The sequence below is a fragment of the Burkholderia sp. PAMC 26561 genome (assembly GCF_001557535.2).
Lineage (GTDB): Bacteria > Pseudomonadota > Gammaproteobacteria > Burkholderiales > Burkholderiaceae > Caballeronia.
This window is the reverse complement of sequence record NZ_CP014306.1, coordinates 3,348,652-3,375,191: the sequence shown is the minus strand read 5'-3', so window position 1 is coordinate 3,375,191 and position 26,540 is coordinate 3,348,652. Positions and strand designations below refer to the sequence as shown.

At 61.3% G+C, this 26,540-nt stretch carries 29 protein-coding genes, 1 tRNA gene and 2 pseudogenes; 25 read left to right on the top strand and 7 right to left on the bottom strand.

Going from position 1 to position 26,540, the window contains the following annotated elements:
• The first annotated feature begins 2 nt into the window (after window positions 1–2).
• Genes AXG89_RS15500 through AXG89_RS15450 form a run of 11 tightly spaced genes read left to right on the top strand, consistent with a single transcriptional unit; the run spans window position 3 to window position 8,356 of the window.
• Window positions 3–617: a NapC/NirT family cytochrome c gene (locus AXG89_RS15500; protein ID WP_061999768.1), complete on the top strand. Its 615-nt coding sequence runs from the start codon at window positions 3–5 to the stop codon at window positions 615–617.
• 11 nt (window positions 618–628) lie between these two features.
• Window positions 629–1,324: a cytochrome c biogenesis heme-transporting ATPase CcmA gene (gene ccmA, locus AXG89_RS15495; protein ID WP_062170122.1), complete on the top strand. Its 696-nt coding sequence runs from the start codon at window positions 629–631 to the stop codon at window positions 1,322–1,324.
• Complete coding sequence (gene ccmB / locus AXG89_RS15490) at window positions 1,312–1,980, top strand: heme exporter protein CcmB (protein WP_062170121.1); 669 nt, start codon at window positions 1,312–1,314, stop codon at window positions 1,978–1,980. Before ccmA ends, ccmB begins: the two co-directional genes overlap by 13 nt.
• A gap of 7 nt (window positions 1,981–1,987) precedes the next feature.
• Entirely contained in the window at window positions 1,988–2,704 is a 717-nt protein-coding gene (gene ccmC, locus AXG89_RS15485; RefSeq protein WP_062170120.1) for a heme ABC transporter permease CcmC, read from the top strand.
• A gap of 25 nt (window positions 2,705–2,729) precedes the next feature.
• Entirely contained in the window at window positions 2,730–2,909 is a 180-nt protein-coding gene (locus tag AXG89_RS15480) for a heme exporter protein CcmD (RefSeq protein WP_062170119.1), read from the top strand.
• Window positions 2,906–3,367, top strand: a complete 462-nt coding sequence (ccmE, locus tag AXG89_RS15475; protein WP_062170118.1) for a cytochrome c maturation protein CcmE — start codon at window positions 2,906–2,908, stop codon at window positions 3,365–3,367. The genes AXG89_RS15480 and ccmE overlap by 4 nt, the downstream gene beginning before the upstream one ends.
• Window positions 3,364–5,406: a heme lyase CcmF/NrfE family subunit gene (locus AXG89_RS15470; RefSeq protein ID WP_062170117.1), complete on the top strand. Its 2,043-nt coding sequence runs from the start codon at window positions 3,364–3,366 to the stop codon at window positions 5,404–5,406. The genes ccmE and AXG89_RS15470 overlap by 4 nt, the downstream gene beginning before the upstream one ends.
• Window positions 5,403–5,942 (top strand): DsbE family thiol:disulfide interchange protein, encoded by a 540-nt coding sequence (locus tag AXG89_RS15465; RefSeq protein ID WP_062170116.1) that lies wholly within the window; start codon window positions 5,403–5,405, stop codon window positions 5,940–5,942. The genes AXG89_RS15470 and AXG89_RS15465 overlap by 4 nt, the downstream gene beginning before the upstream one ends.
• Entirely contained in the window at window positions 5,935–6,399 is a 465-nt protein-coding gene (locus AXG89_RS15460) for a cytochrome c-type biogenesis protein (protein ID WP_069638360.1), read from the top strand. The genes AXG89_RS15465 and AXG89_RS15460 overlap by 8 nt, the downstream gene beginning before the upstream one ends.
• Window positions 6,396–7,574, top strand: coding sequence for a c-type cytochrome biogenesis protein CcmI (ccmI, locus tag AXG89_RS15455; protein WP_062170115.1), 1,179 nt, complete (start codon window positions 6,396–6,398; stop codon window positions 7,572–7,574). The genes AXG89_RS15460 and ccmI overlap by 4 nt, the downstream gene beginning before the upstream one ends.
• 50 nt (window positions 7,575–7,624) lie before the next feature.
• Window positions 7,625–8,356 (top strand): ribonuclease HI family protein, encoded by a 732-nt coding sequence (locus AXG89_RS15450; RefSeq protein WP_069638359.1) that lies wholly within the window; start codon window positions 7,625–7,627, stop codon window positions 8,354–8,356.
• Here AXG89_RS15450 and AXG89_RS15445 read toward each other — a convergent pair.
• Window positions 8,296–9,027 (bottom strand): SDR family oxidoreductase, encoded by a 732-nt coding sequence (locus tag AXG89_RS15445; RefSeq protein ID WP_062170114.1) that lies wholly within the window; start codon window positions 9,025–9,027, stop codon window positions 8,296–8,298. The two genes, AXG89_RS15450 and AXG89_RS15445, sit on opposite strands and share 61 nt — an antisense overlap.
• A 321-nt stretch (window positions 9,028–9,348) precedes the next feature.
• Here AXG89_RS15445 and AXG89_RS15440 point away from each other — a divergent pair, with 321 nt between their 5' ends.
• Together AXG89_RS15440 and AXG89_RS15435 are read left to right on the top strand one after the other, a co-directional pair.
• Window positions 9,349–10,893: a peptide MFS transporter gene (locus tag AXG89_RS15440; protein WP_062170113.1), complete on the top strand. Its 1,545-nt coding sequence runs from the start codon at window positions 9,349–9,351 to the stop codon at window positions 10,891–10,893.
• Between the two features lie 91 nt (window positions 10,894–10,984).
• Window positions 10,985–11,061: transfer RNA gene (locus tag AXG89_RS15435), tRNA-Met, on the top strand.
• 313 nt (window positions 11,062–11,374) lie between these two features.
• Here AXG89_RS15435 and rpsU read toward each other — a convergent pair.
• The 4 genes from rpsU to AXG89_RS15415 all read right to left on the bottom strand — a co-directional run bounded on the left by rpsU (window position 11,375) and on the right by AXG89_RS15415 (window position 13,298).
• Window positions 11,375–11,587 (bottom strand): 30S ribosomal protein S21, encoded by a 213-nt coding sequence (gene rpsU, locus AXG89_RS15430; protein ID WP_006999077.1) that lies wholly within the window; start codon window positions 11,585–11,587, stop codon window positions 11,375–11,377.
• 188 nt (window positions 11,588–11,775) lie between these two features.
• The gene (locus AXG89_RS15425) at window positions 11,776–12,108 is read right to left on the bottom strand and encodes a 2Fe-2S iron-sulfur cluster-binding protein (protein ID WP_062170112.1); all 333 of its coding nucleotides are present in this window, start codon (window positions 12,106–12,108) and stop codon (window positions 11,776–11,778) included.
• On the bottom strand, window positions 12,105–12,698 hold the full coding sequence (locus AXG89_RS15420; RefSeq protein WP_061999756.1) for an IMPACT family protein: 594 nt from the start codon (window positions 12,696–12,698) through the stop codon (window positions 12,105–12,107). Before AXG89_RS15420 ends, AXG89_RS15425 begins: the two co-directional genes overlap by 4 nt.
• Window positions 12,699–12,752: 54 nt before the next feature.
• Entirely contained in the window at window positions 12,753–13,298 is a 546-nt protein-coding gene (locus tag AXG89_RS15415) for a GNAT family N-acetyltransferase (protein ID WP_062170111.1), read from the bottom strand.
• Between the two features lie 438 nt (window positions 13,299–13,736).
• Between AXG89_RS15415 and AXG89_RS15410 the strand changes: the two genes are divergently transcribed.
• The 10 genes from AXG89_RS15410 (at window position 13,737) to astE (ending at window position 24,337) form a co-directional block, all read left to right on the top strand.
• Entirely contained in the window at window positions 13,737–14,624 is an 888-nt protein-coding gene (locus tag AXG89_RS15410; protein WP_082771435.1) for an EAL domain-containing protein, read from the top strand.
• Between the two features lie 37 nt (window positions 14,625–14,661).
• A complete protein-coding gene (locus AXG89_RS15405) occupies window positions 14,662–15,087 on the top strand; it encodes a hypothetical protein (protein ID WP_061999754.1) in 426 nt (141 codons plus the stop codon).
• A gap of 138 nt (window positions 15,088–15,225) precedes the next feature.
• Window positions 15,226–16,041, top strand: a complete 816-nt coding sequence (locus AXG89_RS15400) for an ABC transporter ATP-binding protein (protein WP_062170110.1) — start codon at window positions 15,226–15,228, stop codon at window positions 16,039–16,041.
• A 64-nt stretch (window positions 16,042–16,105) separates the two neighbouring features.
• Complete coding sequence (locus AXG89_RS15395; RefSeq protein ID WP_082771475.1) at window positions 16,106–17,023, top strand: GlxA family transcriptional regulator; 918 nt, start codon at window positions 16,106–16,108, stop codon at window positions 17,021–17,023.
• 106 nt (window positions 17,024–17,129) lie between these two features.
• On the top strand, window positions 17,130–18,341 hold the full coding sequence (locus tag AXG89_RS15390) for an aspartate aminotransferase family protein (RefSeq protein WP_062170109.1): 1,212 nt from the start codon (window positions 17,130–17,132) through the stop codon (window positions 18,339–18,341).
• Between the two features lie 44 nt (window positions 18,342–18,385).
• Window positions 18,386–19,441 carry an arginine/ornithine succinyltransferase subunit alpha gene (gene aruF, locus AXG89_RS15385; RefSeq protein ID WP_062170108.1) on the top strand — a complete coding sequence of 352 codons (1,056 nt, stop codon included), beginning with the start codon at window positions 18,386–18,388 and terminating at the stop codon, window positions 19,439–19,441.
• The gene (gene astA, locus AXG89_RS15380; RefSeq protein ID WP_062170107.1) at window positions 19,438–20,475 is read left to right on the top strand and encodes an arginine N-succinyltransferase; all 1,038 of its coding nucleotides are present in this window, start codon (window positions 19,438–19,440) and stop codon (window positions 20,473–20,475) included. The genes aruF and astA overlap by 4 nt, the downstream gene beginning before the upstream one ends.
• A gap of 21 nt (window positions 20,476–20,496) precedes the next feature.
• The gene (astD, locus tag AXG89_RS15375; protein ID WP_062170106.1) at window positions 20,497–21,972 is read left to right on the top strand and encodes a succinylglutamate-semialdehyde dehydrogenase; all 1,476 of its coding nucleotides are present in this window, start codon (window positions 20,497–20,499) and stop codon (window positions 21,970–21,972) included.
• A gap of 9 nt (window positions 21,973–21,981) precedes the next feature.
• Entirely contained in the window at window positions 21,982–23,325 is a 1,344-nt protein-coding gene (gene astB, locus AXG89_RS15370; protein ID WP_062170105.1) for an N-succinylarginine dihydrolase, read from the top strand.
• Between the two features lie 7 nt (window positions 23,326–23,332).
• Complete coding sequence (gene astE / locus AXG89_RS15365; protein ID WP_236873345.1) at window positions 23,333–24,337, top strand: succinylglutamate desuccinylase; 1,005 nt, start codon at window positions 23,333–23,335, stop codon at window positions 24,335–24,337.
• Between the two features lie 6 nt (window positions 24,338–24,343).
• Here the strand turns inward: astE and AXG89_RS15360 are convergent.
• A pseudogene (locus tag AXG89_RS15360) lies at window positions 24,344–24,547 on the bottom strand (HlyD family secretion protein); the annotation flags it as partial.
• Between the two features lie 8 nt (window positions 24,548–24,555).
• Window positions 24,556–24,908, bottom strand: a pseudogene (locus AXG89_RS43020) (RND transporter); the annotation flags it as partial.
• 199 nt (window positions 24,909–25,107) lie between these two features.
• Between AXG89_RS43020 and AXG89_RS15355 the strand changes: the two are divergent.
• Both AXG89_RS15355 and AXG89_RS42150 read left to right on the top strand, forming a co-directional pair.
• Window positions 25,108–26,046 (top strand): LysR family transcriptional regulator, encoded by a 939-nt coding sequence (locus tag AXG89_RS15355; RefSeq protein ID WP_061999747.1) that lies wholly within the window; start codon window positions 25,108–25,110, stop codon window positions 26,044–26,046.
• Window positions 26,047–26,218: 172 nt separating this feature from the next.
• A complete protein-coding gene (locus AXG89_RS42150) occupies window positions 26,219–26,380 on the top strand; it encodes a hypothetical protein (RefSeq protein WP_162916060.1) in 162 nt (53 codons plus the stop codon).
• Window positions 26,381–26,540: the final 160 nt, after the last annotated feature.

Here is a 26,540-nt window from a genome sequence, read left to right as displayed (position 1 = left end):
CGATGTTCGGCCTGATCAGGCGATATTGGCAAACGATCAACCGGCCCAGTACGTACTACAGCCTGGGCTTTCTCACGCTCGGCGGGTTCATTGCCGGTGTGGTGTTCTGGGGTGCGTTCAATACGGCGCTCGAAATGACGAGCACCGAGGCGTTTTGCACGGGTTGCCACGAAATGCATGACAACACATTCGCCGAGCTGAAAGGCACGATCCATTACAGCAACCGCAGCGGCGTGCGGGCGATCTGTTCGGACTGCCATGTACCGCACAACTGGACGGACAAGATTGCCAGAAAGATGCAGGCGTCGAAGGAAGTCTGGGCAAAAGTGTTCGGCTCGGTCAACACGCGCGAAAAGTTCCAGGACAAGCGGCTGGAACTCGCCGAGCACGAATGGCGCCGGTTCAAGGCCAATGATTCGCTGGAATGCCGTAACTGTCATTCCTTCGAGTCGATGGACTTCACGCGCCAGAGTCCGCGGGCACAGAACGCGCATCAGCGCTTCCTGGCTACGGGCGAGAAGACGTGTATCGATTGTCACAAGGGCATTGCGCATGAACTACCGGACATGACGCAGGCAATGCGGGATCAACAGTTGCGCGAAGCGCGTCCAAAGTGAGGGCACTATCGATGAATCAAGATCTGTTTATCAAGCAGGATTTCGGGTCGGACAGTCGCAACAATGCGGTGTTGTCCGTCGATAAACTCGGCTTCGACCGCGCCGGGGAAATGCTGTTCAGCAACGTGGCTTTCGATGTGGACGCCGGCCAGGTGCTGCAGATCCACGGTCCCAACGGCAGCGGCAAGACCACCTTGCTGCGCGTGCTCGCCGGTCTGTTGCGGCCGAGCGCGGGCACCATCCGCTGGCGTGGCAGGGATGCGCATGCGCATCCCGAATCGTGGCGCCAGTCGCTCGCGTATCTCGGGCATCTGAACGGCGTCAGCGACGAACTCACCGCAGCCGAAAACCTTGCCTTCAGTTCGGTGCTGGGCGATGTCGCGGAAGAGCGTGTCGAGGTCGAAGAGGCGGCGCTCAAGAGCGTGGGACTCGACCGGTATCGGGATGCCATTGTGCGGGGACTGTCGCAGGGGCAAAAGCGCCGGCTTGCGATCTCGCGCCTGCTGCTTGAACACAAGCCGCTGTGGCTGCTCGACGAACCCGCCGCCGCGCTCGACGAAGAGTCGTCCGGCGTGCTCGAGGACGTGATCAAGGGCCATCTGGAGCGCGGCGGGATCGTACTGATGACCACGCACAAGCTGATCACCACGTCACCCTCGGCCACGCGCAATCTGTACTTCGAACCGAGCGGCCGATGCTCAGACTGACCGTGCGCATTGTCCAACGCGAGCTTGCGCTGACCTGGCGCAGGCGGACTTCGGCGCTTGGCTGCCTGCTGTTCTTCGTGATCGCAGCGAGCCTCTTTCCGTTGGCTGTCGGCGCCGATCCCGCGCTGCTCCAGACAATCGCGCCGGGCGTGTTATGGGTCACGGCATTATTTGCCGCGATGCTCTCGCTCGCGCGTTTGTTCGGCCCTGATTTCGCCGATGGCGCTCTCGACCAGATGCTGCTTTCGCCGCAATCATTGCTCGCGATGGTCATGGCGAAGATCGGCGCGCACTGGCTCACGAGCGGCTTCGCGCTCGTGTTGCTGGCGCCCGTCATGGCGCTTCAATACGGTCTTTCCTTCAATGCGGTCTGCCGGCTCACGCTGGCGTTGTTGATCGGTACGCCGGTGCTGAGTCTCATCGGTTCGGTGGGTGCGGCGCTTACGCTCGGCGTGCGCGGCGGCGGCATGCTGCTCGCCGTCCTGGTGTTGCCGCTGGAAACGCCGGTGCTGATCTTTGGCGCGAACGCCGCCGATTCATCGCGTACCGATGGATGGTCGGCCGCGAACTTTTCCCTGCTCGGCGCGGGCCTGCTCGCCGCCCTTGCGTTGTGTCCTGTCGCGACCGCCGCAGCCTTGCGGATCTCCGCCGAATGAACCTGACATGATCTCCACACTCGCTCAAGCTGGCTGGTTGCGCTACGCGTCGCCGAGACCGTTTCATCGGCTGGCGGGAAGGATGATTCCCGGCTTCGCAATCGCGTCCATCCTGTTCGTCATGCCCGGCATTCAGATCGCGTTGTTTGTTGCGCCCACCGACGCCGTGCAAGGCGATGTATATCGCATCATGTTCGTGCATGTTCCTGCCGCATGGATGTCGATGCTGCTCTACGTGGTGATGGCCGCCTACGCCGGGCTCGGCCTCGTTCTCAACGCACGTCTTTCCGCGATGATGGCCCGCGCCATCGCGCCGACCGGTGCGCTTTTCACCGCGCTCGCACTGGTCACGGGCGCGCTCTGGGGCCGCCCGACGTGGGGTGCGTGGTGGGTATGGGACGCGAGGCTCACGTCCGAACTGATCCTGCTGTTTCTTTACCTGGGCTTCATGTCGCTGCATGGCGCCATCGACGATACCCGCCGCGCCGATCGCGCCTGCGCCGTGCTCGCACTGGCGGGCGTGGTGAATATCCCGGTGATCTATTTTTCGGTGCAGTGGTGGTACACGCTGCATCAGGGCGCGTCGCTTTCCTTTGGCAGCGGCGTGTCCATGGACGCGTCCATGCTCGCGGGCATTCTCGTCATGACGCTTGCCCTCTGGTGCTATGCAATCGCGATCGTGCTCGTGCGGGTACGGCGGATCATCGACGAACGTGAGTTCTGAATGAACGGGAAAAGGGGAGAAGGCCATGAACGTACTGAACAGTTCCAACGGGGACCTCTGGTATCTATGGGTCGCGTTCGATATCACCTTTCTCGTGCTGGCCGTTGAAATTGCAATCACCATCAATGCGGGCCGGAAGCATCGACGGCGCGATCGTATTGTCCGGCCACGCACCCGCACGAGCACGCTCACGGAGAGACCGTGAAGGGGCGCACGCGGCGGGCGTGCGGCGTCGCCGCCGGGCTGGTGACGCTCGGCGGCGCGGCGGCGCTGGTGCTGAATGCGTTCAATTCCAACGTGATGTTCTTCGTCACGCCGAGCCAGCTCGTGGCTGACAGCATGGCGCACACGGCGCGGCTGCGCGTGGGCGGTCTTGTCGAGCACGGGTCGGTCGAGCGCGATGCGAGCGGTCTGAACGTGCGTTTCATGATCACCGATACCGCCCGCGAGATTCCCGTCGAGTATCGCGGCGTGCTGCCTGACCTGTTTCGTGAGGGCAAAGGCGTGGTCGCGCAAGGGCGTTTGTCGCCGGAGGGTGTGTTCGTGGCGGACCAGATCCTCGCCAAGCACGATGAAAACTACATGCCGCCCGAAGCCGTCGAGGCCGTCAGGCGCGCCCGCCCTGCCATGAAGATATCGGACAAGACAGGAGCCCTTCGATGATCCCCGAACTCGGCCAGTTCGCGCTGATCGTCGCACTGCTGCTCGCGGTGACGTGCGGCGTGCTGCCGCTGATCGGCGCGGCGCGCGGCATTCCCGGCTGGATGCGCAGCGCGTGGCCGCTGGCACGGGGACAGAGTGCATTCGTCGCGATGGCGTTCGCGTGCCTGGCGGTATCGTTTGTCAACGATGATTTTTCGGTCGCGTATGTCGCGTCGAATTCCAACTCCATGCTGCCGCTCGCGTATCGTTTCGCCGCCGTCTGGGGCGGACATGAAGGCTCGTTGCTGCTCTGGACGTTGCTGTTGACGTTCTGGATGACCGCTGTCTCCATCTTCAGCAGACAGCTTCCCGTGCCGATGGTTGCGCGCGTGCTCGGCGTCATGAGCTGGATCAACGCAGGGTTCGTGGCGTTCATGCTGTGGACATCAAATCCGTTCATCCGTCTGCTGCCCCCCGCCATGGACGGCCGCGACCTCAACCCCTTGCTGCAAGACCCCGGCATGGTCTCGCATCCGCCGATCCTGTACATGGGCTACGTAGGTTTCGCGGTAGCGTTTTCGTTCGCCGTATCGGCCTTGCTGTCAGGCGAACTCGATGCCACCTGGGCGCGCTGGTCTCGCCCGTGGACCACTGCCGCGTGGACCTTCCTCACGCTCGGCATCATGCTCGGCAGCGCCTGGGCGTATTACGAACTCGGCTGGGGCGGCTGGTGGTTCTGGGACCCCGTGGAGAACGCGTCGTTCATGCCGTGGCTCGCAGGCACGGCGCTGATGCACTCGCTCGCCGTCACCGACAAACGCGGCAGCTTTCGCGCGTGGACCGTGCTGCTCGCCATCTGCGCGTTTTCGCTGAGTTTGCTCGGCACGTTCCTCGTGCGTTCGGGCGTGATTACATCGGTCCACGCATTTGCGACCGATCCCACGCGCGGACTTTTCATTCTCGTGTTCCTCTCGATAGTGACCGGCGGCGCGTTGCTGCTGTTCGCGTGGCGCGCGCCGAAGATCGGTTTGGGCGCGGGCTTCGCGCTGGTATCGCGGGAGTCCTTGCTGTTGTCGAACAACGTCGTGCTGATTGTGGCGGCCGCTTCCGTGCTGCTAGGCACGTTGTATCCGCTTGCGCTCGACGTGCTCGGGCTCGGCAAGATATCCGTCGGTGCGCCGTATTTCGACGCCGTTTTCGTGCCCCTCATGACGCCCGCCGTTTTCCTGATGGGCATCGGCCCCATCGCTCGATGGAAATCCGCACGCCTGCCGCATATCGCCGTCCGGCTTTGCTGGGCGGCACTGGTGAGCGTGGCGTCAGCGGTGGCGGTGCCGTTGCTCACCGGCGGGTGGAGACCGCTGGTCGCATTGGGAATCGGGCTTGCCGTGTGGTGCGCAACAGCGACGCTGACCGCGCTTGTCGTGGGCATCGCTGAACAGCGCGGAGCGTTTTTCATGCGGTTCATCCGCATGCCGCGCGGCTTTTACGGCATGCTCGCCGCGCATCTGGGCGTGGGCGTTTTTATTGCGGGCGTGACGCTCGTCAAGGCTTATGAAAGCGCCGGCGATGGCCGACTCGATGTTGGCCAGTCGATCAGCGCCGGCGGTTATACGTTTCGCTTCGATGGCACCAAGGCGGTCAATGGTCCGAACTATCGTGCGTTGCGGGCCACGGTCGTGGTGAGCCGGGATGGAGCGGTCGTCGCTGTCATGCATCCGGAGAAACGCTTCTTCGTGATCCAGAAGACGACCATGACCGAAGCCGCCGTCGACCGTGCGCCCTTGCGCGATCTCTATGTCGCACTTGGCGATGCCGCCGCCGACAGCCCGACTGCGTGGACGTTACGCGTACAGGTCAAACCGTTCGTGGACTGGATCTGGGCGGGCTGCCTCCTGATGGCGCTCGGCGGCTTGCTCGCGGCGAGTGACCGGCGGTATCGGCTGGCGGTGCGGGCGCGGCGCGAAGCGTCCTCCACTTCCGCGGAGACCGCACGCAGCCGCCTTCATGCACAGTCCGCGATCTTGCAGCAGCGCATGCCGGGGAGACGCGCCAAGTGAAACGGTTTTTGCTGCCGCTTATCTTTTTCGCGGGTTTGAGCGCGGTGCTGGCGGCATCGTTATCGAACGATCCGCGACGGTTGCCGTCGGCGTTGATCGGCAAGAGCGCGCCTTCGTTCGATCTTCCGCGTCTGGACAATCCCGGCAGGAACCTCTCGCCCGATACCTTGCGCGGCGACGTGTGGATCATGAACGTATGGGCGTCGTGGTGCGAATCCTGTCGCGATGAACACGCGCTGCTGATCTCGCTCGCGGGCAAGAACGTCGTGCCCATTTATGGCCTCGACTACAAGGACGAGCCTGAAGCTGCGCGACAATGGCTGCGGCAGGCGGGCAATCCGTATATTGCAACCGTGGTGGATCGCTCGGGGCAGACGGGTATCGACTATGGCGTGTACGGCGTGCCCGAAACTTTCGTGATCGACCGGCAGGGCGTGATCCGTTTCAAGCGCTCGGGGCCGCTCACGCAGGCCGCGCTCGATACGCAAATCCTCCCGCTCGTTCGAATGCTGCAAAGCGAGGACTGCGATGAATAAGCTCGCGACCCTATTGTTGGTGTTCGGATGCCTCACACAAAGCTGGGCCCATGCCGCAGAAGTCGTGCCGAACGCGAGCGCGAACCCGGAAGTAAAAGCGCGTGCTTACCGGCTGGAATCGAATTTTCGATGCCTCGTCTGCCAGAATGAAACCATCGCGGATTCGACCGCCGATCTCGCTGCGGATCTTCGCGCGATTATCCGCGAGCAAGTCGAGCAGGGCGCCACCGACACACAAATCAGCGATTACATGGTGACGCGTTACGGCGACTTCGTGCTTTACGATCCGCCGTTCAAAACGCTGACCTGGGCACTCTGGCTCGGGCCTTTCGTTTTGCTCGTGCTTGGGTTCGCAGCACTTGTTTTTGTGGTGTCAGGTCGCCGGAGAACGCAACTGCCCGCACTCACCGACCTCGAGCGCAGACGCGCACGACGTCTTCTGGGAGGCCGGTTGTGATCACTTTCTGGATCGTCGCGGCCGCCATGCTGATCGCGGCGATCCTGTGCGCGGTCGTGCCGCTGATGCAGCGCGAACCCGCCGCGGATGCATATAGAAACCGCGCGCTGAACGTATCTCTGCATCGCCGCGAACTCGCCGATGCCACTCACGACCGGCTGGCAGGACTGATATCGGCCGATCAGCACGCCGCGTTGCGCAGCGAAATAGAACAGCGCGTTCTCGCCGATACCCGCACGCCCTCAGCGCTGTCGGTGATGCGCCCGCAGCGGCAAGGGACGGCCACGCGCGCGGCCACCAGTGCGCTCCTGATCGCGCTGTTCCCGGCGGCCGCGTGCGCGTTGTACCTGAAGCTTGGCCAGCCGGCCGCGCTCGATCTTGAAGACTCGTTCGGCGCATCGCACGACATGAGTTCCGCGTCGGTGGAAATGATGGTCTCGCGCCTGGCGTTCGGTTTGAAAAGCCGCGTCCCCGATCCCCGCGATGCCGCCAAATGGGCGACGTTGGCGCGCTCCTACATGGCGCTCGAGCGGCCATCGGATGCAGCGGCGGCTTATACGCACGCAGTCGCGCTCGCCCCGGGCGATGCGCAACTACGCGCCGATTTCGCTGACACGCTCGCAAGCGCCGACGAAGGCCGGCTCGACGGCCGCGCGTCCGATGAGATTGCAGCGGCGCTGGCCATCGAACCGTCGAATCCGAAAGCGCTGGCTCTGGCGGCGTCGGCGGCGTTCGAGGCGCGGCGTTTTGCGATCGCGATCGCTTATTGGCGGCGCCTGATTTCCACACTCGATGCTGCGTCGCCGACTGCGGTCCAGGCGCAGAAGAATATCGATGAAGCGTTGAGCATGAGCGCCGTCACCGTGACGCTGCAACTCGCCGACGGCGTGCATGCCCCGCCCGATGCAACCGTGATTCTGAGCGCACACACGCAGGGTGCGGGGAACACGTTGCTGGCCGAGCGTCATTTATCCGCGAGCGAATTGCCGGCCACGGTCATACTCGATGACACGTTTGCAATCAATCCCGCCGATACGCTTTCCGCGTACCCGCAAGTGAGCGTTGAAGCGCGGGTCGTGACAGCGACGCCGGGGGAGAATCTCAGCGGGCAAACCAACGTCACGGGCGCCGAGAATCGTCGTGCTGCGCTGGTGATCGCGGCGCCCCCAAGATAGGTTCGTCGAAAAATTGTTAAGCTCGGCATTCGGCCACCTTATTTCCCGATATGTTCGAGTTCGACGAGCTGTTCCAGATTGCCTATAAACGCGAACGCGCGATGAGCCGGCGCCTGGCGAAGCTTACGGCGCTTTCCGCCCACGCCGCGTTGGCGCAGACGCTCGAAAAGTCGGCGGGCGCAGCAACGCTCGCAGATCTGGTGAAGGCGCGGCGTCTGGAAAGGGCAGCGGCGCTTCATGCCGCGCAGCTTCGGCGTGAAGAACGCTCGGCTGCCCGCGTGGTACGCCTCGCACGAAACCGGCAGCCTTCAACCCGCGATGCCACCGCGTGGCACGCGTGGTTCGACGGATCGGCGCATCCGAACCCGGGGAAGATCGGTATCGGCGGAATGCTCGAAAGTCCCGATGGCGAGGTCGTCACGATCAGCGCGATTGCCGGTCACGGCGATAGCTGCAAGGCTGAATATCTCGCGCTGATCGCGGTGCTCGAAGCGGCGTTATCGCAGCAACCGGCACCGGAAAAACTCGTCATTCACGGTGACAGTCAGGTTGTCATAGAGGACGTGCTGCGCGATGCAACCTGCAGCGCGCCCGCGCTCAGTTCCTACGCAACGCAAGCGCGTGAGCTGATCGCGCAACTCGCCGATGTTCGTCTTCAGTGGATCCCGCGCCACCGCAACACCGCGGCCGATGCATTGTCGCAAGAGGCCATTCGTGGCGATCACGCCAATTCGCGCACATCCGTCACGGGCGTTTCGCCGAACGCGTCGCTCAACGCATAGTCGAGCACTTTTCGCGCGGCGTCGGCGGGCGTGGAAAGCTGGCCGCTGCGCTTGAGGTCATCGAATTTTTCACGCAGCGGAAACGCATCCAGGCCCGTGCCGCGAATCTCGGCTTGCATGTCCGTATCGATAACCCCAGGCGCCACGCTGCCAATGCGCAACGCACGGTTGTGGTCCAGCGCGACCGCGCGTGCGTGGTGATCCAGCGCTGCTTTCGTCGCGCAATAGATGCTCCAGCCGGGATACGCATTGCGCGCGGCGCCGCTCGAAATATGCACGATCCGCCGGTCGGAAACGCTTGGCGCCGACGCCGCCACAGCCGCCGACAACATCAATGGCGCAGCCACGTTCAAACTCACGGACCGTCCGATCGCACCGACATCCTGTCCTTCGACAGGACCCACCGGCTGCAACATGCCCGCGTTGTTGATCAGCACCACGGTGTGCGCGCCGTCCACGAAACGCTTCAGCGCGCCCGTTTCAATCCACGTTTGCAGTGCGTTGATATCGGCGAGATCGAGTTCCACTTCCTGCAACAAACCCGATGCGTGCACCGCGCTCCGGGTACGCGATACGCCCAGCACCGCAATGCCGCGCGCGATCAGCGTGTCGGCCAACGCAGCGCCAAGACCGCGCGTATGACCCGTGAGAATCGCCTTGATGGTGTTCATGTGAATGCAATCCAGTGAGTGAGGCAAAGCAGGAAAGTTATCACGAGTTTCGAGCGTTCACAGCGCGCACACGGCAATCCGCGAAACGGCGCAACGCCGCCTCCCGATCGCACCACGTCTTGACGATGGCCAATCGATTTGCATTGCTGCCGTCATCTCAAAATGTTGAACGCTGTATGTGCAAGGCTTTGCGACACATTTACCGATCGTGCTGGGATAATCGCCGCTCGCGATAAGTCGGACTCCTGCATGAATGAGTCAGGCTCAAACATTCCTTTAGTTTTAGTTCACGAGTGCTGTTGAACTTGATCGAGATTTACCATGATTTCACACTCGTCCGGCACGTCGCAGACGCGCTCATTTACGACTGTTTTCCTGATCGAGATGTGGGAACGTTTCGGCTATTACGGCATGGCCGCGTTGCTCGTCTTGTTCATGATCGACAAGATCGGTTTCACCGATGAACACGCGAACCTCACATGGGGCGCCTTCACGGCGCTCGTATTCTCCGCGCCGGCCATCGGCGGCTGGATCGGCGACAAGGTGCTCGGTGCGCGCCGCACCATGATCTTCGGCGCGTGCGTGCTGGCATCGGGATATCTGATGCTCGCGATTCCATTCGAATCGCTTGGCTATATGTATGCGGCGCTCGGCGTGATCGTGGTCGGCAACGGCTTGTTCAAGGCGAACGCGGCGAACCTCGTGCGGCGCATCTACGAGGGTGACGACGCGCGCCTCGACAGCGCATTCACCATATACTACATGGCGGTGAACATCGGTTCGACCATTTCGATGCTCGCCACGCCGTGGATCAAGGATCATTGGGGCTGGCACGTCGCGTTTGCCGTGTGTTTCGCGGGCATGGTGCTGGGCCTGATCAACTTCGCGGTGATGCGCAATACGGTGGGGCACATCGGCTCGGCGCCCGACGATAAACCCATGCAATGGCGCTTCTTCGCCGCGGTCGCCGCGGTCGCCGTGGCGCTCGGCGTGGCGACCGTGTTCGTGCTTCAGAACGAACAGGTCGCGGCCATCTGCGTGTACGCGGCGGGCGCCGCCGTTCTCGTCATCTTCGGCTGGATGCTGATGAAGTGCGATCGCAGCGAACGCGCGGGCTTGCTTGCCGCATTGATCCTGACATTGCAGGTGATCCTGTTCTTCATCTTCTACCAGCAGATGTCGACTTCGCTCACCTTGTTCGCGCTGCGCAACGTGGACCCGTCGTTCACGCTCTTCAACATGACGCTGTTCTCGTGGAGCGCGGCGCAGTTCCAGGCGCTCAATCCAATCTGGATCATGCTGCTGAGTCCGTTTCTCGCAATCGGCTACACGCGCCTCGCGAACAAGGGCCTCGACCTGCCGATCGCAGCGAAGTACGCGCTGGGTTTCGTCGTCGTGGCACTGGGCTTTTTTGTGTTCGCATTCAGCGGCCAGTACGCAGTCGATGGCCGCGTTTCATCCTGGTTCATGGTCGCAGGCTACGGGCTCTATTCGCTCGGCGAATTGCTGGTCTCCGGTCTCGGCCTCGCGATGATCGCGCACTACGTTCCCATGCGTATGAGCGGGTTCATGATGGGCGCGTATTACATTGCGACCGGCGTGTCGCAGTATCTTGGCAGCGTGGTCGCCAACCTGGCGCGCATGCCATCGGGCGATCTCGGTCCGCTGCAATCACTGCCGCTTTATACGTCGCTGTTCATGGGTCTTGGCTGGGTCGCAGCGGGCGGGGCGGCGGTTGCGGTGGTGTTGCTGCCGCTTTTGAACCGTTTGTCGCGAGAGCATCGACGGTGTGTCGATGCCGCGCGTAACGGCGTCGATGCTTATCCGGCAAAGAAGCCGGTATCAGCGTCTGCGCCGACGCGCTAGATTCAAACGGCAGATTCGGCGCTGCTTCATTGAGCTGCAATAATCTTCGATTACGTTTGACCGCACATGCCCATCCCGCTATAATCTTTTTCGCGGGGTGGAGCAGTCTGGCAGCTCGTCGGGCTCATAACCCGAAGGTCGTAGGTTCAAATCCTACCCCCGCAACCAAAGATTCAAACGCACAAAGCCCGGTCTATCCGGGCTTTGTGCGTTTACGGCCGATCTTGGGCAGATCAGTCTTTTTCCGCAAGTCACGCATCCACTGAACCAACGCCAAAAGCCCGCGCAATGATCACATTGTGCAGGCGCTTCAATTCGGGATTTGCGCGGCCGTCAGTGCAGGGGATAACCACAACCTGCCATTGCGCGACTTTGGAGGGCGGCTTACCTGATCATCGGGTCGATACCCGGGTTCATCTCATCAGGAACATGCCGTCAGTGCAACGCGTAGCACGCATGGCCCGTGAGCCATACAACTACGTCAATAGAATTTCTTCGGCAACTGTGCACGGCGGATTTGCTTGCGCAGGCGAGCAACAGCAGCAGCTTTCTTGCGCTTGCGCTCGGTAGTCGGCTTTTCATAAGCCATGCGCGACTTCAGTTCCTGAATCAGCCCGGTACGTTCGACGGTGCGACGAAAGCGGCGCATGGCGACGTCGAAAGGCTCGTTCTCTTTCAACAATACTTTAGTCATTGAGTTCTCAGTTGATCTGGCCCTGCCAGAAAATTAAACGAAATGCAATTGTACACTTTTTGAGACTTCCATTGCAGGCGGCTCAACAATCCGACGCACCGCGGCGCTGGCAAATGACTTCGTAGGTCATTGATAAAAGACAACAATCCTGTGGGACCCTGGGTGTTGGCGAGAGCCGGTTCGCTATCTCAGAAACCGCGTCCGCGGCCGGGTTTTGTGTCGGCGGGAGGGAGAATTTCCTCGCAATCGGCTTCGATTTTTACATCCGCAAGCGGTATTGCGACGCAGGGGAGGATCCAGCCATCGGCTTTTTCTTCGGCGCTGAGACCGGGCCATTCGATCCGGTAGCGTACATCGCCGTCTCTCAGCCGGCACAGGCACGCCCGGCACGTTCCATTTCGACAGGAACTCGACAATCGCAATCCGGCGAGGGCCGCCGCTTCCAGGATGCTTGTCTCGCCAGTCGACGCAAAAGCGCGGTTCGATGGCAGCAAGGTGATCGTGAAGGCTCGCGCCGTCATGGCGTCTTTGCGATGACCGCGCGCCCGTGCGTCAGGTCGCGGATGGAGTCGGCGGCGGCGTCGCGAACAGCGAGCGGCATCTGGATCGACAGGCTGACCGTCATGCCGTAGCCGGGTTCGGCGAGTTCATGGCCTTCCTGTTCGACCCATCGGCGAACGCGGGCTTCATCGGCGTAATCGACTTCTACTTCGAGCAGCCCGAGCGCCACGCGTTCTATGCGCTCGGCGAGCTGCATGGCGGTCGCGATGGCGTCCGTGTACGCGCGCACGAGTCCGCCCGCGCCGAGCTTGATGCCGCCGTAATAACGCACGACCGCCGCCAGCACGCCGTCCACCTCGTGATGGCGCAGGACTTCGAGGATCGGGCGGCCGGCCGTGCCGGACGGTTCGCCGTCGTCGGACATGCCCGATTCGCCGCCCGCCAGCAACGCCCAGCAAACGTGCGTGGCGGCGGGGTGCTGCGCACGCAGTGCGTCGAGTTCGAGCATCGCGGCGGCGCGGTCGGCAACCGGCAGCGCCAGCGCGATGAAACGGCTCTTGCGAATGTCGATCTCGGCGGTGACGGCGGCAGCAAGCGTGTAAGTGGGCAAATAAAGCTCGGGCTGAGAAAAATTTGATTGCGGGTAAAGCGGCCGATTTCGTGTTTATCGAGAAGGGAGCAGGGGCTTGTCCTCGCCGAGCGAACGTTGCATGAGGACGGTATCGACCCATTGGCCATGCTTGTAGCCGGCCTTGCGCAACACGCCGACATGTTCAAAGCCGAGCCGCGTGTGCAGCGCGATTGAACCCGCGTTACCGCTGTTGCCGATCACGGCCACCATCTGCCGCCACGGGCCGGCCTCGCATCGTTCGATCAGCGCAGTCACTAGCGCGAGACCGAGTCCCTGGCCACCGTAACCATCGGCGATATACACCGAATCTTCGATGGTATGCCGGTAAGCCGAGCGCGGCCGATACGCCGTCGCGTAGGTATAACCGACCACTTCGCCCTGCAGTTGCGCAACCAGGTAAGGCAAGCCCGCATTCGTGATGGATGCGTGCCGCGTGCGCATGTCGTTCGCGTCGGGCGGCGTTTCCTCGAAGGTGGCGAGCGCGTGCAACACGTAATGCGCATAGATGCGCGTGATCGCGTCGAAGTCATCGGCGGTTGCGTCGCGGATGGTGAAAGCGCGGGCGTCGTCCAGTGCCATTGATTGCCTCCTTGAGTTGAGCGTGAGGGAGCGGTAAGCGATGAAACACATGCCCGATTTTCTCACGACTCCCTGCCTTATCCGCCATTTACCAGACACCTGCACACCGGCGCGGCAAAAGTATGGAAGCCGGCGTGCGCCAGCCCACCAAAGAGCGCATTTCGTCATAGAAGAAGCATTGAAGCAAAGCATGCGTGACCGCTACACTGGGTCGTTTGCAAGTTCATCGCAAGGTATCCGGTCGCGCGCGAAGGCCCGCGTGACGCGCACGTGAATTGCCGCACGGCATGAACACGCCGCAAGCTTGCACATTCAGCGCAAATGTTTCATCCCATCGCCTCGGCAAGACGCCCTGGGCGCCAACTCCGTCTGACATAAAAGAACCGAAAGGTACATGAGGCACGTGAGAGACATGACGGACATGAAGAATCGCGCACGATGAACACTTTCAATTTCGCCGGCACCACGCGTCTGCGCACTCGTCCCTGGAACTGGCTCTTCGCGGGACTGGCGGGCGGCCTGGCTGTTTCCGCATGGCTCGGCCTCCTGATGGTCCGGCGTCTCTCGCCGCTCGGGCAGCTCAGCGACGCCGTGCGCCGGCATCAGTTCATTGTGGCGTATCAGCCGATAGTCGATCTCGATACACGGCAATGCATCGGCGCCGAAGCGCTCGTGCGATGGAAGCAGAACAACCGCATCGTGCGTCCCGACCACTTCATTCCGCTCGCCGAGAATCGCGGGCTGATCCAGGCGATCACCGACCAGGTGTTCGACACCATCCTGTTCGAACTCGGCGAATTCCTGCAGCGTTACAGCGAGATGTATGTGTCGATCAACCTGAGCGCGCCCGATCTCGTCACGCGGCGCTTTCTCGATCGTCTGACGCCCGCGCTGGCTCACGCGGGGATTTCGCCGCGACAGGTCCGGATCGAAGCGACCGAGCGCTGTTTCCTCGACGCCGAAGCCGCCAAGGAAGTCATCCAGGCGTTTCGCGATGCCGGACATCCGGTGTATATCGATGATTTCGGCACGGGGTATTCCAGCCTGTCGCACTTGCAGAATTTCCAGGTCGACGCGCTTAAGATCGACAAGTCTTTCGTCGATACCGTCGGCCAGGACGCAGCGTCCAGCAGCGTGGCGTCGCATATCGTGGACATGGCGCAAACGCTTGGCGTGCAGGTCGTGGCCGAGGGGATCGAGCGCGAAGAACAGGCGTGTTATCTGCATGCGCGCGGCGCGCAGTTCGGGCAGGGCTGGCTTTTTTCCGAACCGCTTTGCGCGCCGGATTTTATTCGTTATGCGGGACGGACACTGGTGACGGTGTAGGCTTTGGGCATCGAACTCCAATTTCGGAACCCCGCCCATGACCGCCAGATTGACCGACTCCGTAGCGACCGCTTTCCTTAAAGATGTACGCCATCCGCTACTGGCCCTGCACCGCAGTCTCCTCGACGAACTGCGCGCCCGGCACGAAGCCGAATTCGGCGCAGTCACACCGGCCGAGTTCCTGCAGATCGTGATCAACGGCAGCGCTTTCAAATGGCTCGGGCCTTTGTCGACACTGATCGCAGCGCTCGATGACGTGATCGACGACACCGACGCCACGCCCGACGCACGCATCGACATGGCGCACGCCGTGACACGGATGTTCGGCGCAAAGAACCGCAACGCCGCCTTCGACGTCCAGTACTTGCCGATGCTTCAAAGCAGCCCCGACATTGCGCTCGCCAACGGCCGCGTGGCCCAGCAAGTGCGCGCGGTACTTCCCGCCGAGCCTGAAAAAGACTGACGAATCGTTGATGCATTCCGGCCGCGCGACAGGCGAGGGCGTTTGCCCCAATGCCAGTGCGCCGGCCGGTTTCGGTAGAATCCGCAGCCATGATCGAATCGATCGGACCCTTCAGACTCATCCTCCGGGGAGAATGCGTTGGACACATCCGCACAAACCGCAGCATCGGCCGCCGCGAAAAACGCCGCGGTCAAACTCGTCGCCCGCGACATCCACAAGCGTTTCGGCGATAACGAAGTGCTCAAGGGTGTCTCCCTCGCCGCCAACGCCGGCGACGTGATCAGCATCATCGGGTCGAGCGGCTCGGGCAAAAGTACCTTCCTGCGATGCATCAATTTCCTCGAGCGGCCGAACGCGGGCGACATCATCGTCGACGGCGAACCGGTGCGAACCAAAACAGATAGCCGCGGCAACCTCGAAGTCGCCGACCACAAGCAGCTTCAGCGCGTGCGCACGAAACTCGCGATGGTGTTCCAGCATTTCAATTTGTGGGCGCACATGACGTCGATTGAAAACGTCATGGAAGCGCCCATGCACGTGCTGGGTTTATCGAAGAAAGAGGCCAGCGAACGCGCGCGCGAGTGTCTCGAGAAAGTCGGGCTCGCGCCGAAGGTCGAGAAGCAATATCCGTCGCATTTGTCGGGCGGCCAGCAGCAGCGCGTCGCGATTGCGCGCGCGCTCGCCATGCATCCGGACGTGATGCTCTTCGACGAACCCACGTCCGCGCTCGATCCGGAACTCGTCGGCGAAGTGCTGAAGGTGATGCAGAAGCTGGCGGAAGAAGGCCGCACGATGATCGTCGTCACGCACGAAATGGGCTTCGCGCGCAACGTGTCGAATCATGTGATGTTTCTGCACCAGGGACGCACGGAAGAAGAGGGCGCGCCCGCCGAAGTCCTGAGCCGGCCGAACAGCGAACGGCTGCGCCAATTCCTGTCCGGCAGCCTCAAGTAACGTGCCGGCAGTAGTCGGGCCGCAGCCGTTGCGGGTGGTCATCGCGCTGATCGCTCCATGTTCGATGAGCGGTGTGGGACCGGTCATCGATACATTGCGGCTCGCAAATGAAATTGATGGCAATGCGCTGTATGCGTGGCAAACCGTTTCTCCCGATGGCCGCGATGTCATGCTTGGCGGCGGCGCAACATTGAAGGCGCAGGCCGCATTCGGCGCTGACATTGAATGCGACTGGCTGATCGTGCTGAGCGAAGGGTTGCACCCGCTTGGCGGACAACGCGCGTTTCTTCAGTCGCTCACTCGCGTCGTGTCCAGCACCCCGCTTGTCAGCGGCATTCATCATGGCGCGTGGTGGCTGGCATCGGCGGGACTGCTCGATGGTTACCGTGTCGCCGTGAACTGGGACATGGCGCAACAGTTCACGGAACAGTTCGAAAGCTGCATAGTTTCGCAGCAGATTTTCGAAACCGATCGCGACCGCGCCACATGTTGCGGCGGCCAGGCCACGGCCGATTTCATGCTTGCGATGATCGCGCGTCACCATAACCGCGAACTCGTGGAGCGCATCGCCGACGCGCTTGGCGTAACCGCGTTGCGTTCCGGCGACGAACGCCAGCGCATTCCATACGTGACCGCTCCGGGCGAGCGCCATCCGCGTTTGAACGATGCATTGCAACTGATGGAAGCCAACATTGAAGAGCCACTCGCCAGCGATGAAATCGCCGCGCTCGTCGGCATCTCGCGGCGGCAGTTGGAGCGCCTGTTCAAACAGTATCTCGGTGCAATGCCGGCGAAGTATTACCTCAACCTCCGCCTGATCAAGGCGCGGACCCAGTTGCAACGAAGCAGCCAGTCGGTCGTGCAGATCAGCCTGGCTTGCGGGTTTGCATCGGCGGCGCATTTCTCCAATGCGTATCGCGAAAGATTCGGCGTCACGCCCCGCGAGGAGCGGCGCAACTGGATCGAGCGTAACGCCAATTGATGGCGCGCTGAAATGTCCGTGGAACCGTGTCGCGTTCACGCAAGACGCGAACTGCGCCGCGGGCTACGATCGGTCTGATCAGCAAATCCCGCCCAAGGAGCGATTCATGACCGATCTGAATGTGACACGCGGTACCTTCGATGAAGTAATGGTGCCTTTGTTCTCGCCCGCGAATTTCGTGCCGGACCGCGGACTCGGTTCGCGTGTTTGGGACACGGAAGGCCGCAACTACATTGATTTTGCAGGCGGTATCGCGGTGACGGCGCTGGGTCACGCGCACCCGGAATTGCTTAAGGTCCTCCACGACCAGGGCCAGAAACTCTGGCATATCGGCAACGGATATACCAACGAACCTGTTCTTCGCCTCGCCACCCGCCTCACGGATCTCACCTTCGCCGATCGCGCCTTCTTCGCGAACTCCGGCGCCGAAGCGAACGAAGCCGCGCTCAAACTCGCGCGCCGTTACGCGATCGACAACAGTGGTCCGCAGAAAGTCGAAATCATCTCGTTCACCCAATCGTTCCACGGCCGCACACTGTTCACGGTCAGCGTCGGCGGTCAGCCGAAGTACGCCGAAGGTTTCGGCCCGACGCCGCAAGGCATCACCCATCTGCCCTATAACGATCTTGCGGCGGCGCGTGCCGCGATCGGTCCGCAAACCTGCGCGGTGATCGTCGAACCGGTCCAGGGCGAAGGCGGCGTGTTGCCTGCCGACCCCGCGTTCCTCCAGGGTCTTCGCGACGCCTGCGATCAACACGGCGCACTGCTGATTTTTGATGAGGTACAAACGGGCGTGGGCCGCACCGGCACGTTCTACGCGTACATGGGCTATGGCGTGACGCCGGACATCCTGACGACCGCGAAGGCGCTCGGCAATGGCTTTCCAATCGGCGCAATGCTCACTACGACCAAGATCGCCGCGCATTTCAAGGTCGGCGTGCATGGCACCACGTATGGCGGCAATCCGCTGGGCGCGGCCATCGCGGATAAAGTGGTCGAGCTGATCAGCAATCCATCCTTGCTCGAAGGCGTGCAGCAACGCAGCGATGCCATCAAGGCGCATTTGAAGCGTATCGATGAACGTTTTTCAGTGTTCAAGGAAATCCGTGGCAAGGGTCTGCTGATCGGCGCCGAACTTGCCGATGCCTACAAGGATCGCGCAAAGGACGTGCTGACCGCAGCCGCGAAACGCGGCGTGATCATGCTGATCGCCGGACCGAACGTGCTGCGTTTCGCGCCGTCGCTGATCATGCCGGTCGCCGATCTCGACGAAGGGTTCGCGCGTATCGAACAAGCTATCGCCGACGTGGCGCAGTGAACGTGCGCCTGTCTTCGGCCTCTTTCAACCCAACGGAATCGCCGATGCTGATCGTCCGCCCTGCAACACTCGCCGACCTCGACGCGCTCGAACGCATGGCGCATGCCGCGCATCCCGTGCTGCATTCGCTGCCGCGCGACCGGCGCGTTCTCGAGACACGTGTCGCGCTCTCCGAAGATTCGTTTCGCGCCGATGTCGAGTTTCCCGGTGAAGAGTTTTATCTGTTCGTGCTCGAGGATACGGCGACGGGTGCGTTGCTCGGCACGTCGAGCATCGTGGCATCGGCGGGATATTCCGAACCGTTCTACGCGTTTCGCAATGACGCGCTGATCCATGCGTCGCGTGAACTCAAGGTGAACCGCAAGATCCACGCGCTCACCATGTCGCATGAGCTCACGGGCAAGAGCCGCCTGACGGGCTTCTATATAGATCCGTCGATACGCGAGAGCACGCACGATGCCGCTGCGCATCTGCTTTCGCGAGCACGCATGATTTACGTTGCCGCGAACCGCAAGCGTTTCTCCGAGGACGTCTTCTCACTGATGCTCGGCGTGACTGATGACGCGGGTGTATCGCCGTTCTGGGAGGCGGTAGGGCGCAAATTCTTCGGCCGCGACTTCGAGCAGGTCGAGCTTGAATCCGGCGGCCGGAGCCGGACCTTCATAGCGGAAGTGATGCCCAGTTATCCGCTTTATGTTCCGCTGTTGCCGCCCGAAGCGCAACGCGTGCTGGGCGAGCCGGACGACGGCGCATTGCTCGCGTATGACATCCATCTTGAAGAAGGTTTCGAGCCGGATCGTTTTGTCGATATCTTCGATGCCGGTCCGGTGCTGACCGTCGCGGTCGAGCGCAGCGCGTCGGTGCTCGCAAATGAAGTACGCACGGTGAGCGATTCTTCGGACGACGCTGGCGTTTCAGGCACGCCCTATCTGGTCGCGGCCGGCGGCGCGCACGCATTTCGCTGCACGCTGGTCAACCTGCCGTCGTCGCGTGCGGGCGGTGCGCCGTTGTCGGCAGAGATTCGCGAAGCGCTCAGCGTGAAAGCATCCGGCACGGTGCGCTGCGTGCCGCTTCATCAAGCTTCGGGAGAGTTGCAATGATCGTTGTCCGCTGCGTGCAGCCTGGAGATGTCGACGCGCTGGTGGCGCTCGCGCACGAAACCGGACCCGGACTCACCACCTTCAAGCCGGATCGCGATGCGCTGACGGCACGCGTTGAACGTGCAAGACGCACGCTCGCCAATGAAGCAGCGCCGTACGAAGCCGGCTATCTGTTTGCAATGGAAGACACGGCGACCGGCGATATTGCCGGCGTGTGCGGCATCGAAACGGAAGTGGGACTGGAGCAGCCGTTCTATAACTACCGGGTGTCGACGGTCGTTCATGCAAGCCGCGATCTTGGCGTGTGGACCAAGATGTCGCTGCTCAACATCTCGCACGACCTGACCGGGTATGCCGAAGTCTGTTCGCTGTTCCTGAGCCCGCGATACAGAACCGCAGGCGTAGGTGGTTTGCTGTCGCGTTCGCGCTTCATGTTTATCGCGCAATTTCGCGAGCGTTTTCCGGAGCGTCTGTGCGCTGAACTGCGCGGTCATTTCGATGAAAACGGCGTCTCGCCATTCTGGCAGGCAGTCGGCTCGCATTTCTATCAGATCGATTTCAACGCAGCGGACTATCTGAGTTCGCACGGCAAGAAGTCGTTCCTGGCCGAGCTGATGCCGCGCTATCCGGTCTATCTCGCGATGCTGCCGGACGACGCGCAAGCGGCGGTCGGCCTCACACATCGCGACACCATGCCCGCGCGCAAGATGCTCGAAACGGAAGGGCTGCGCTATGAAAATCACGTCGATATCTTCGATGCCGGTCCCGTCCTCGAATGCCACACGGCGGACTTGCGCACGGTGCGCGAAAGCGTGCTGGTGACGGTGCGCGTTGGCGAGCGTCATGAGAACGGCGAGGCCCGAAGCCTTGTTTCGAATACATCGCTCGATGACTTCCGATGCGGTGCGACCTTCGGCATTCCGGAAGATGGATCGTTCTTGCTGACCGAAGACGAAGCCGCGGCGTTGCGCGTGAAAGCAGGCGATACGGTGCGTGTCTTGGCCTCGCAAACGCGCCAGAAGAACGCAAGTTGACCGCAAGTTAAGGACAGGAACATGACTACGATTTCGACTCAATTGTTTATCGATGGCGCGTGGAACAATGGCGGCGGTACGCCGTTTGCATCGCGCAATCCAGGTAACGGCGAAGTGGTGTGGGAAGGGGCGAGCGCATCGGCGCAAGACGTTGACCGCGCCGTGCTCTCAGCGCGACGTGCGTTTGCTTCGTGGTCCGCCTTGCCGCTCGACGAACGCATTGCAATCACGCGACGCTTCGCTGTGCTGCTGAACGAGAACAAGGAAACGCTCGCCAATACCATTGGGCATGAAACGGGCAAGCCATTGTGGGAAGCACGCACGGAAGTGGCGACTATGGCCGCAAAAGTCGATATCTCGGTCAAGTCGTACCACGAGCGAACCGGCGAAAAGCGGCAGGACATGGCCGATGGTGTCGCGGTCTTGCGGCATCGTCCGCATGGTGTCGTGGCGGTGTTCGGGCCGTATAACTTTCCGGGGCATTTGCCGAACGGGCATATCGTGCCGGCGCTTATCGCAGGGAACACGGTCGTGTTCAAGCCGTCCGAGTTCGCGCCAGCCGTCGCCGCGCTTACCGCAGGTTTGTGGGCGCAGGCTGGCTTGCCTTCAGGCGTGCTGAATCTCGTTCAGGGCGAAAAGGACACGGGCATTGCACTGGCCAATCATCGGCAGATCGATGGTTTGTTTTTCACTGGTAGTTCGGATACCGGAACATTGTTGCATCGGCAATTTGGCGGGCGTCCCGAAATCGTGCTCGCGCTGGAAATGGGCGGCAACAATCCGTTGGTCGTGGCCGAAGTCGAAGATATCGACGCCGCCGTGCATCACACGATCCAGTCGGCATATCTTTCGGCCGGACAGCGCTGCACGTGCGCACGCCGTTTATTCGTCCCCGATAACGCGTTCGGTCAACGCTTCACGCAACGCCTGATAGATGTCACATCGAAGATCAAGACCGGCGCCTTCAATGCCGATCCGCAACCGTTCATGGGCGCCGTGATCTCGGCGCGAGCGGCGTCGAAGCTCGTGCAGGCGCAGAAACAGTTGGTCGAAGCGGGCGGCAAGCCGCTCCTCGAAATGAAACAGCAATCGAAGGAGCTGGGTTATGTCACGCCGGCGATCATCGACGTGACGAACGCGCAGAACGTGCCTGACGAAGAGCACTTCGGACCCATGCTGCAACTCACGCGCTATGCCACTTTCGATCAGGCGATCGAACGCGCGAACGACACAGCCTACGGTTTATCTGCCGGCTTGTTAGCCGATGACGCCGCCACGTGGACGCACTTCCAGCGGACCATTCGTGCGGGCATCGTGAACTGGAACCGGCCGACTAACGGCGCGTCATCAGCGGCGCCGTTCGGCGGTATCGGCCGCTCGGGCAATCAGCGCCCGAGCGCGTTCTACGCGGCGGATTATTGTTCGTACCCGATGGCGTCGGTCGAAAGCACCCAGTTGCTCATGCCCGCGAGCGTCTCGCCCGGCCTTCAGTTCTGAGGATCCACGATGCAAGCATTCGAAGCGAATTTCGACGGGCTGGTCGGCCCGACGCACAACTACGCGGGGTTGTCGTTCGGCAATGTCGCGTCGCGCAACAACGAGAAGTCGGCGGCGAATCCGAAGGCTGCGGCAAAGCAGGGCTTGCGCAAGATGAAGCGGCTTGCGGACCTTGGTTTTCATCAAGGTGTGTTGCCGCCGCTCGATCGGCCCTCGCTCAAGTTGCTGCGCAGCGTGGGTTTCACGGGCACGGATGCCGAAGTCATCGAACGTGCTTCGCGCGAAGCGCCCGAATTGCTCGCGGCGGCGAGTTCGGCGTCCGCGATGTGGACGGCGAACGCCGCGACCGTCAGCCCATCGGCGGATACGAACGACGGCCGCGTCCATTTCACGCCTGCCAATCTCAGCACGAAGCTGCATCGCGCGATCGAGCATGAAGAGACGCGGCGTTCGCTTGCATCGATTTTCGCCGACGAACAACGCTTCAAGATTCATCACGCGCTGCCCGGCACGCCCGCTTTGGGCGACGAAGGCGCGGCAAATCACACGCGATTTTGCAGCGAATATGGCGAGAAGGGCGTCGAGTTTTTTGTCTATGGCCGCAGCGAATACGGTCAGGGCGCGGCCGAGCCGAAGCGCTTTCCCGCACGTCAAACGCTCGAGGCCAGCCGCGCGGTTGCACGGCTGCATGGCCTCTCCGACGACTCCACGGTCTTCGCGCAACAGCTTCCCGACGTGATCGATGCCGGCGTGTTCCACAACGACGTGATTGCGGTGGGCAACCGCAACACGCTGTTCTGCCATCAACGTGCGTTTCTCGAACAGACGAAAGTCTACGACCAGCTCCGCGTCAAGCTCGATGCACACGGCAGCGCCTTCACCGCAATCGAAGTGCCGGAAGACGAAGTCAGCGTGGCCGATGCCGTATCGTCGTATCTGTTCAATAGTCAGTTGCTCACGCGTCCCGATGGCCGCCAGGTGCTTGTCGTGCCGCAGGAATGCCGCGAGAACGCGCGCGTGGCCAAGTACCTCGATGCGTTGGGCGAGCGGCATACGTCAATCGATGACGTGCTCGTTTTCGATCTGCGCGAAAGCATGAAGAACGGCGGCGGTCCGGCCTGCTTGCGTTTGCGCGTCGTACTGAACGACGCGGAACGCGCCGCGGTGAACCCCGGCGTCTGGATGAACGATTCACTTTTCGCGCAGCTCGATGCATGGATCGACACGCATTATCGTGATCGTGTTGCGCCAGCCGATCTTGCCGATCCCAAACTGCTCGATGAGTCGCGTGCCGCCCTCGATGCGCTCACCGGCATCCTTAAGCTGGGTACACTCTATGATTTCCAGCGCTGAGACCACCATGTTCGCGAACTTTCTCGACTTTGTCATCGATGGAAAAAAGCCTGCGCTGACGGAGGGCACATTGCCCAACAGCGTGAAGTGGACGTGGCTTGGCGATGGCATCGTGCGCTTCGAGCCGGATCATGAAGTCAAGGCAAGCGTGGTGGCATCGGCGGGAATCCACGGCGACGAAACCGCGCCCATCGAGATTCTTTCCATGCTCGTGGCGGACATTGCCAGCGGGAAAGCACCGTTGAAGAGCCGCTTGCTGGTGATCTTCGGCAATATCGACGCGATGCGCGAATCGTGCCGTTACCGCGATGACGATCTGAACCGCCTGTTCAACGGCCGGCATCTGACGCTCGCAACCAGTCATGAATCGCCGCGTGCGGTCGAGCTGGAAGGTGTGACGCGTGCGTTCTTTGCTGAGGCCGATTCCACCCAAGCGAAGTGGCACATCGACATGCATACGGCCATCCGTCCTTCTGTGTTCGAGCAATTCGCTTTGCTGCCGTACACGGGCGCGCCGTTGTCGCGAGCGATGTTCGACTGGTTGCAGGACGCGGGTTTGTCGGCGGTGCTTTTACACAAAGAGAAGTCGAACACGTTCACGCATTTCACGGCGGAACAATCGGGGGCGCTTGCCTGCACGCTCGAACTCGGCAAGGTGCGTCCGTTCGGGCACAACGATTTGACGCGCTTCGCGGCATCCGATGCAGCCTTGCGCCGCCTGATCGCCGCGCAGCCGCCGGTGCCGAAGTCGGGCGATACATTGAAGGTCTTCACCGTAATCGGCCAGATCACCAAGCAAAGCGAGGCGCTCGAACTGCACGTTGCCGGCGACGTCGCGAACTTCACGCCTTTCGAACGCGGCACGTTGCTCGCGGAAGATGGCGATTACCGTTACGAAGTCACGCGCAATGAAGAACGGATCGTGTTCCCGAACCCGACGGTGAAGCCGGGATTGCGAGCGGGATTGATGGTCATCGATACAACTGAAGACACGTTCAAGGCGCTGAGCTGAACGCACTCAACTCGAAGGCGTGACGGTTACCGTACACGTCGTCCCGGCGGCGAGGATCAAGCTGTCCGGCACTTTGTCGTTGCGGATGCGCACGGGCACGCGTTGCGCGAGCCGGACCCAGTTGAAGGTCGGGTTCACATCGGCGAGCAGCTCGCGGCTTTCGGCTTTGTCCCCGACACGCACGTGCGGCAACTTCGTTTCCTCGAAGTATTGAACCTGCCCGGGCCGTAGTAGGCGTTTTCGGGCCAGTGCTTGCGGTTGATCGAAAGCGATCCATCCACCTGCGGTACGAGCGCCGACGCCGCGACACCCGCCAGCGAACGCGCCTCGCGCACGCGCGCCGCAGCCAACGCGAGCGATGGTTGCCGGCCTGCGCACGTTCAATCCACGCATCGAGCTGGGGATCGTTGTACGAGCGCCACCATGCGGAGGCGGGTCAACCTGCGTCGGCGTTTGCCGCGCGCAGGGTCGCGCCCGCATCGAGCGATGACGGGGCCTTCAGGGAATCCTCGGGACCGACGTTTTTAGTGCTCGCGCAGCCTGCAATTGTTAAAATAAATGTAAGAACCATCGGAACGACGGCTGTTTTTCAGCATCCGGTCTAGCAAAATTATTTCTCAAATCTGATTGAGACGCGTGTGCCGAATTGTATTTTTGCCCTGATTATGAAAAAACCGGCAAAAATGTAAAGCATCCATACGCGATCCGATCTAATCGATTTTGCCGAAAGCGCAACAATGGCGCATAACTTGAAAGAGATTCAGGGCTAAATGGATACCCTCCAGAACATGCGGGTGTTTTCGCGAGTCGTGGAAGCGGGCAGTTTCACTGCGGCAGCACATCAGTTGAATACAACGACGGCCTACGCTTCGCGCGCAGTATCCGATCTTGAAGCGCATCTGCGTACCCGTTTGCTCAATCGCACGACGCGCCGTATAGCCCTAACCGAGGCGGGCGAGCGCTATCTGCAGCGCTGCGAGCAGATCCTCGCCTATGTGGATCAGGCAGAGGCCGAAGCGGGAGACGCCCACGCCAGGCCTTCCGGCAAGCTGAAAATGCATGCCATGGCGGGTATTGGCCAGCATTACATCGTGCCGATGATTTCGCGTTATCAAAGGCTGCATCCATCGGTGCAGATAGACTTGACGCTCGCCTCGCGCATTCCGGACCTGCTAGATGAAGGTTTCGATGTATCGATAGTGCTTGGCAGCGAATTGCCCGATTCGGGTCTGGTCTCGCAACGTCTCGGCAGCGTTTTCACGATTGCGTGCGCTTCGCCCGCGTATATAGAAGCGCATGGCGTGCCGCATTCAGTTGCGGATCTGAACGAGCACACGTGTCTGCAACTCGTGACGCCGGCCTTTCCGCCAACTCGATGGACTTTCGACGGCCCGAACGGACCGGAAAGCGTCAATCTCGGCCCGACACCATTCACGGTGAATGTGGCAGAAGCCATGGCGGTGGCCATCAGCGAAGGCATGGGCGTTGGTGTGCTGCCCACATCGTCCGCGTTGCCTGCGTTGCGAGCCGGAACAATCGTGCGGGTGCTGCCGGAACACACCATGCAATTGTTCAATGTATTCGCGCTTTATCCGTCGCGGCAGTATCTGGACGCAAAAATCCGCACCTGGGTGGATTTCTTGCGCAGTGAGTTGCCTGGCGCACTCGCCGCTGATGAAAAATTGCTGCAAGAATTTGTGGCGGCGTAAGCTTATGAGCAGGAGAATGGGAGTTGGCGAATGCGGATCTTTTGGCTTTACCGCGGCGCAACACTTGCTTACTTCTATTTCAGCCTCATGTTGGTAGCTTAGGGGCTGGATAAGCTGCTTCTGGCTTCATGGATTCACTTTTACCGATTTTCGACTTAGTCCGAGGAAGGTTATGAATACGCCGCTGATGTTCGCTATCTACGCACTGCTTGGTTTGATCGCCGTGCCCGCAACTCGTGAACTGCTGCGTACCGCCCGCGAAAACGCAAAGCGCGCGCGCCTCATCCCGATTCGTATCGACGAACGCAAGAACCGCCAGTCGCGCGACCGGTAACTTCGGAAGGCCGAGTCTTCGGTCTTTGGGTGTTAGCAACAGCGCGATAATGCGACGTTCTTTATCAAGAAACGCCGGGTTCGCAGCGAGCCGGGATATCTGCGCTCCGGGTTACGTGGGAGCCGGTATTCGTTACCGTTGTTTTCGCGCTCACGGTTTC

Bases quoted from the DNA above. Each gene is read 5' to 3' on its own strand.
- aruF (WP_062170108.1), top strand. From the start codon at position 18,386: ATGCTGATCGTCCGCCCTGCAACACTCGCCGACCTCGACGCGCTCGAA.
- astB (WP_062170105.1), top strand. From the start codon at position 21,982: ATGCAAGCATTCGAAGCGAATTTCGACGGGCTGGTCGGCCCGACGCAC.
- AXG89_RS15500 (WP_061999768.1), top strand. From the start codon at position 3: ATGTTCGGCCTGATCAGGCGATATTGGCAAACGATCAACCGGCCCAGT.
- ccmB (WP_062170121.1), top strand. From the start codon at position 1,312: ATGCTCAGACTGACCGTGCGCATTGTCCAACGCGAGCTTGCGCTGACC.
- AXG89_RS15410 (WP_082771435.1), top strand. From the start codon at position 13,737: ATGAACACTTTCAATTTCGCCGGCACCACGCGTCTGCGCACTCGTCCC.
- AXG89_RS15470 (WP_062170117.1), top strand. From the start codon at position 3,364: ATGATCCCCGAACTCGGCCAGTTCGCGCTGATCGTCGCACTGCTGCTC.
- AXG89_RS15440 (WP_062170113.1), top strand. From the start codon at position 9,349: ATGATTTCACACTCGTCCGGCACGTCGCAGACGCGCTCATTTACGACT.
- astA (WP_062170107.1), top strand. From the start codon at position 19,438: ATGATCGTTGTCCGCTGCGTGCAGCCTGGAGATGTCGACGCGCTGGTG.
- AXG89_RS15395 (WP_082771475.1), top strand. From the start codon at position 16,106: ATGAGCGGTGTGGGACCGGTCATCGATACATTGCGGCTCGCAAATGAA.
- AXG89_RS15415 (WP_062170111.1), bottom strand. From the start codon at position 13,298: ATGGCACTGGACGACGCCCGCGCTTTCACCATCCGCGACGCAACCGCC.
- rpsU (WP_006999077.1), bottom strand. From the start codon at position 11,587: ATGACTAAAGTATTGTTGAAAGAGAACGAGCCTTTCGACGTCGCCATG.
- astD (WP_062170106.1), top strand. From the start codon at position 20,497: ATGACTACGATTTCGACTCAATTGTTTATCGATGGCGCGTGGAACAAT.
- AXG89_RS15390 (WP_062170109.1), top strand. From the start codon at position 17,130: ATGACCGATCTGAATGTGACACGCGGTACCTTCGATGAAGTAATGGTG.
- AXG89_RS15480 (WP_062170119.1), top strand. From the start codon at position 2,730: ATGAACGTACTGAACAGTTCCAACGGGGACCTCTGGTATCTATGGGTC.
- ccmA (WP_062170122.1), top strand. From the start codon at position 629: ATGAATCAAGATCTGTTTATCAAGCAGGATTTCGGGTCGGACAGTCGC.
- ccmC (WP_062170120.1), top strand. From the start codon at position 1,988: ATGATCTCCACACTCGCTCAAGCTGGCTGGTTGCGCTACGCGTCGCCG.
- AXG89_RS15405 (WP_061999754.1), top strand. From the start codon at position 14,662: ATGACCGCCAGATTGACCGACTCCGTAGCGACCGCTTTCCTTAAAGAT.
- AXG89_RS15425 (WP_062170112.1), bottom strand. From the start codon at position 12,108: ATGACGGCGCGAGCCTTCACGATCACCTTGCTGCCATCGAACCGCGCT.
- AXG89_RS15445 (WP_062170114.1), bottom strand. From the start codon at position 9,027: ATGAACACCATCAAGGCGATTCTCACGGGTCATACGCGCGGTCTTGGC.
- AXG89_RS15460 (WP_069638360.1), top strand. From the start codon at position 5,935: ATGAATAAGCTCGCGACCCTATTGTTGGTGTTCGGATGCCTCACACAA.
- astE (WP_236873345.1), top strand. From the start codon at position 23,333: ATGTTCGCGAACTTTCTCGACTTTGTCATCGATGGAAAAAAGCCTGCG.
- AXG89_RS42150 (WP_162916060.1), top strand. From the start codon at position 26,219: ATGAATACGCCGCTGATGTTCGCTATCTACGCACTGCTTGGTTTGATC.
- AXG89_RS15450 (WP_069638359.1), top strand. From the start codon at position 7,625: ATGTTCGAGTTCGACGAGCTGTTCCAGATTGCCTATAAACGCGAACGC.
- AXG89_RS15355 (WP_061999747.1), top strand. From the start codon at position 25,108: ATGGATACCCTCCAGAACATGCGGGTGTTTTCGCGAGTCGTGGAAGCG.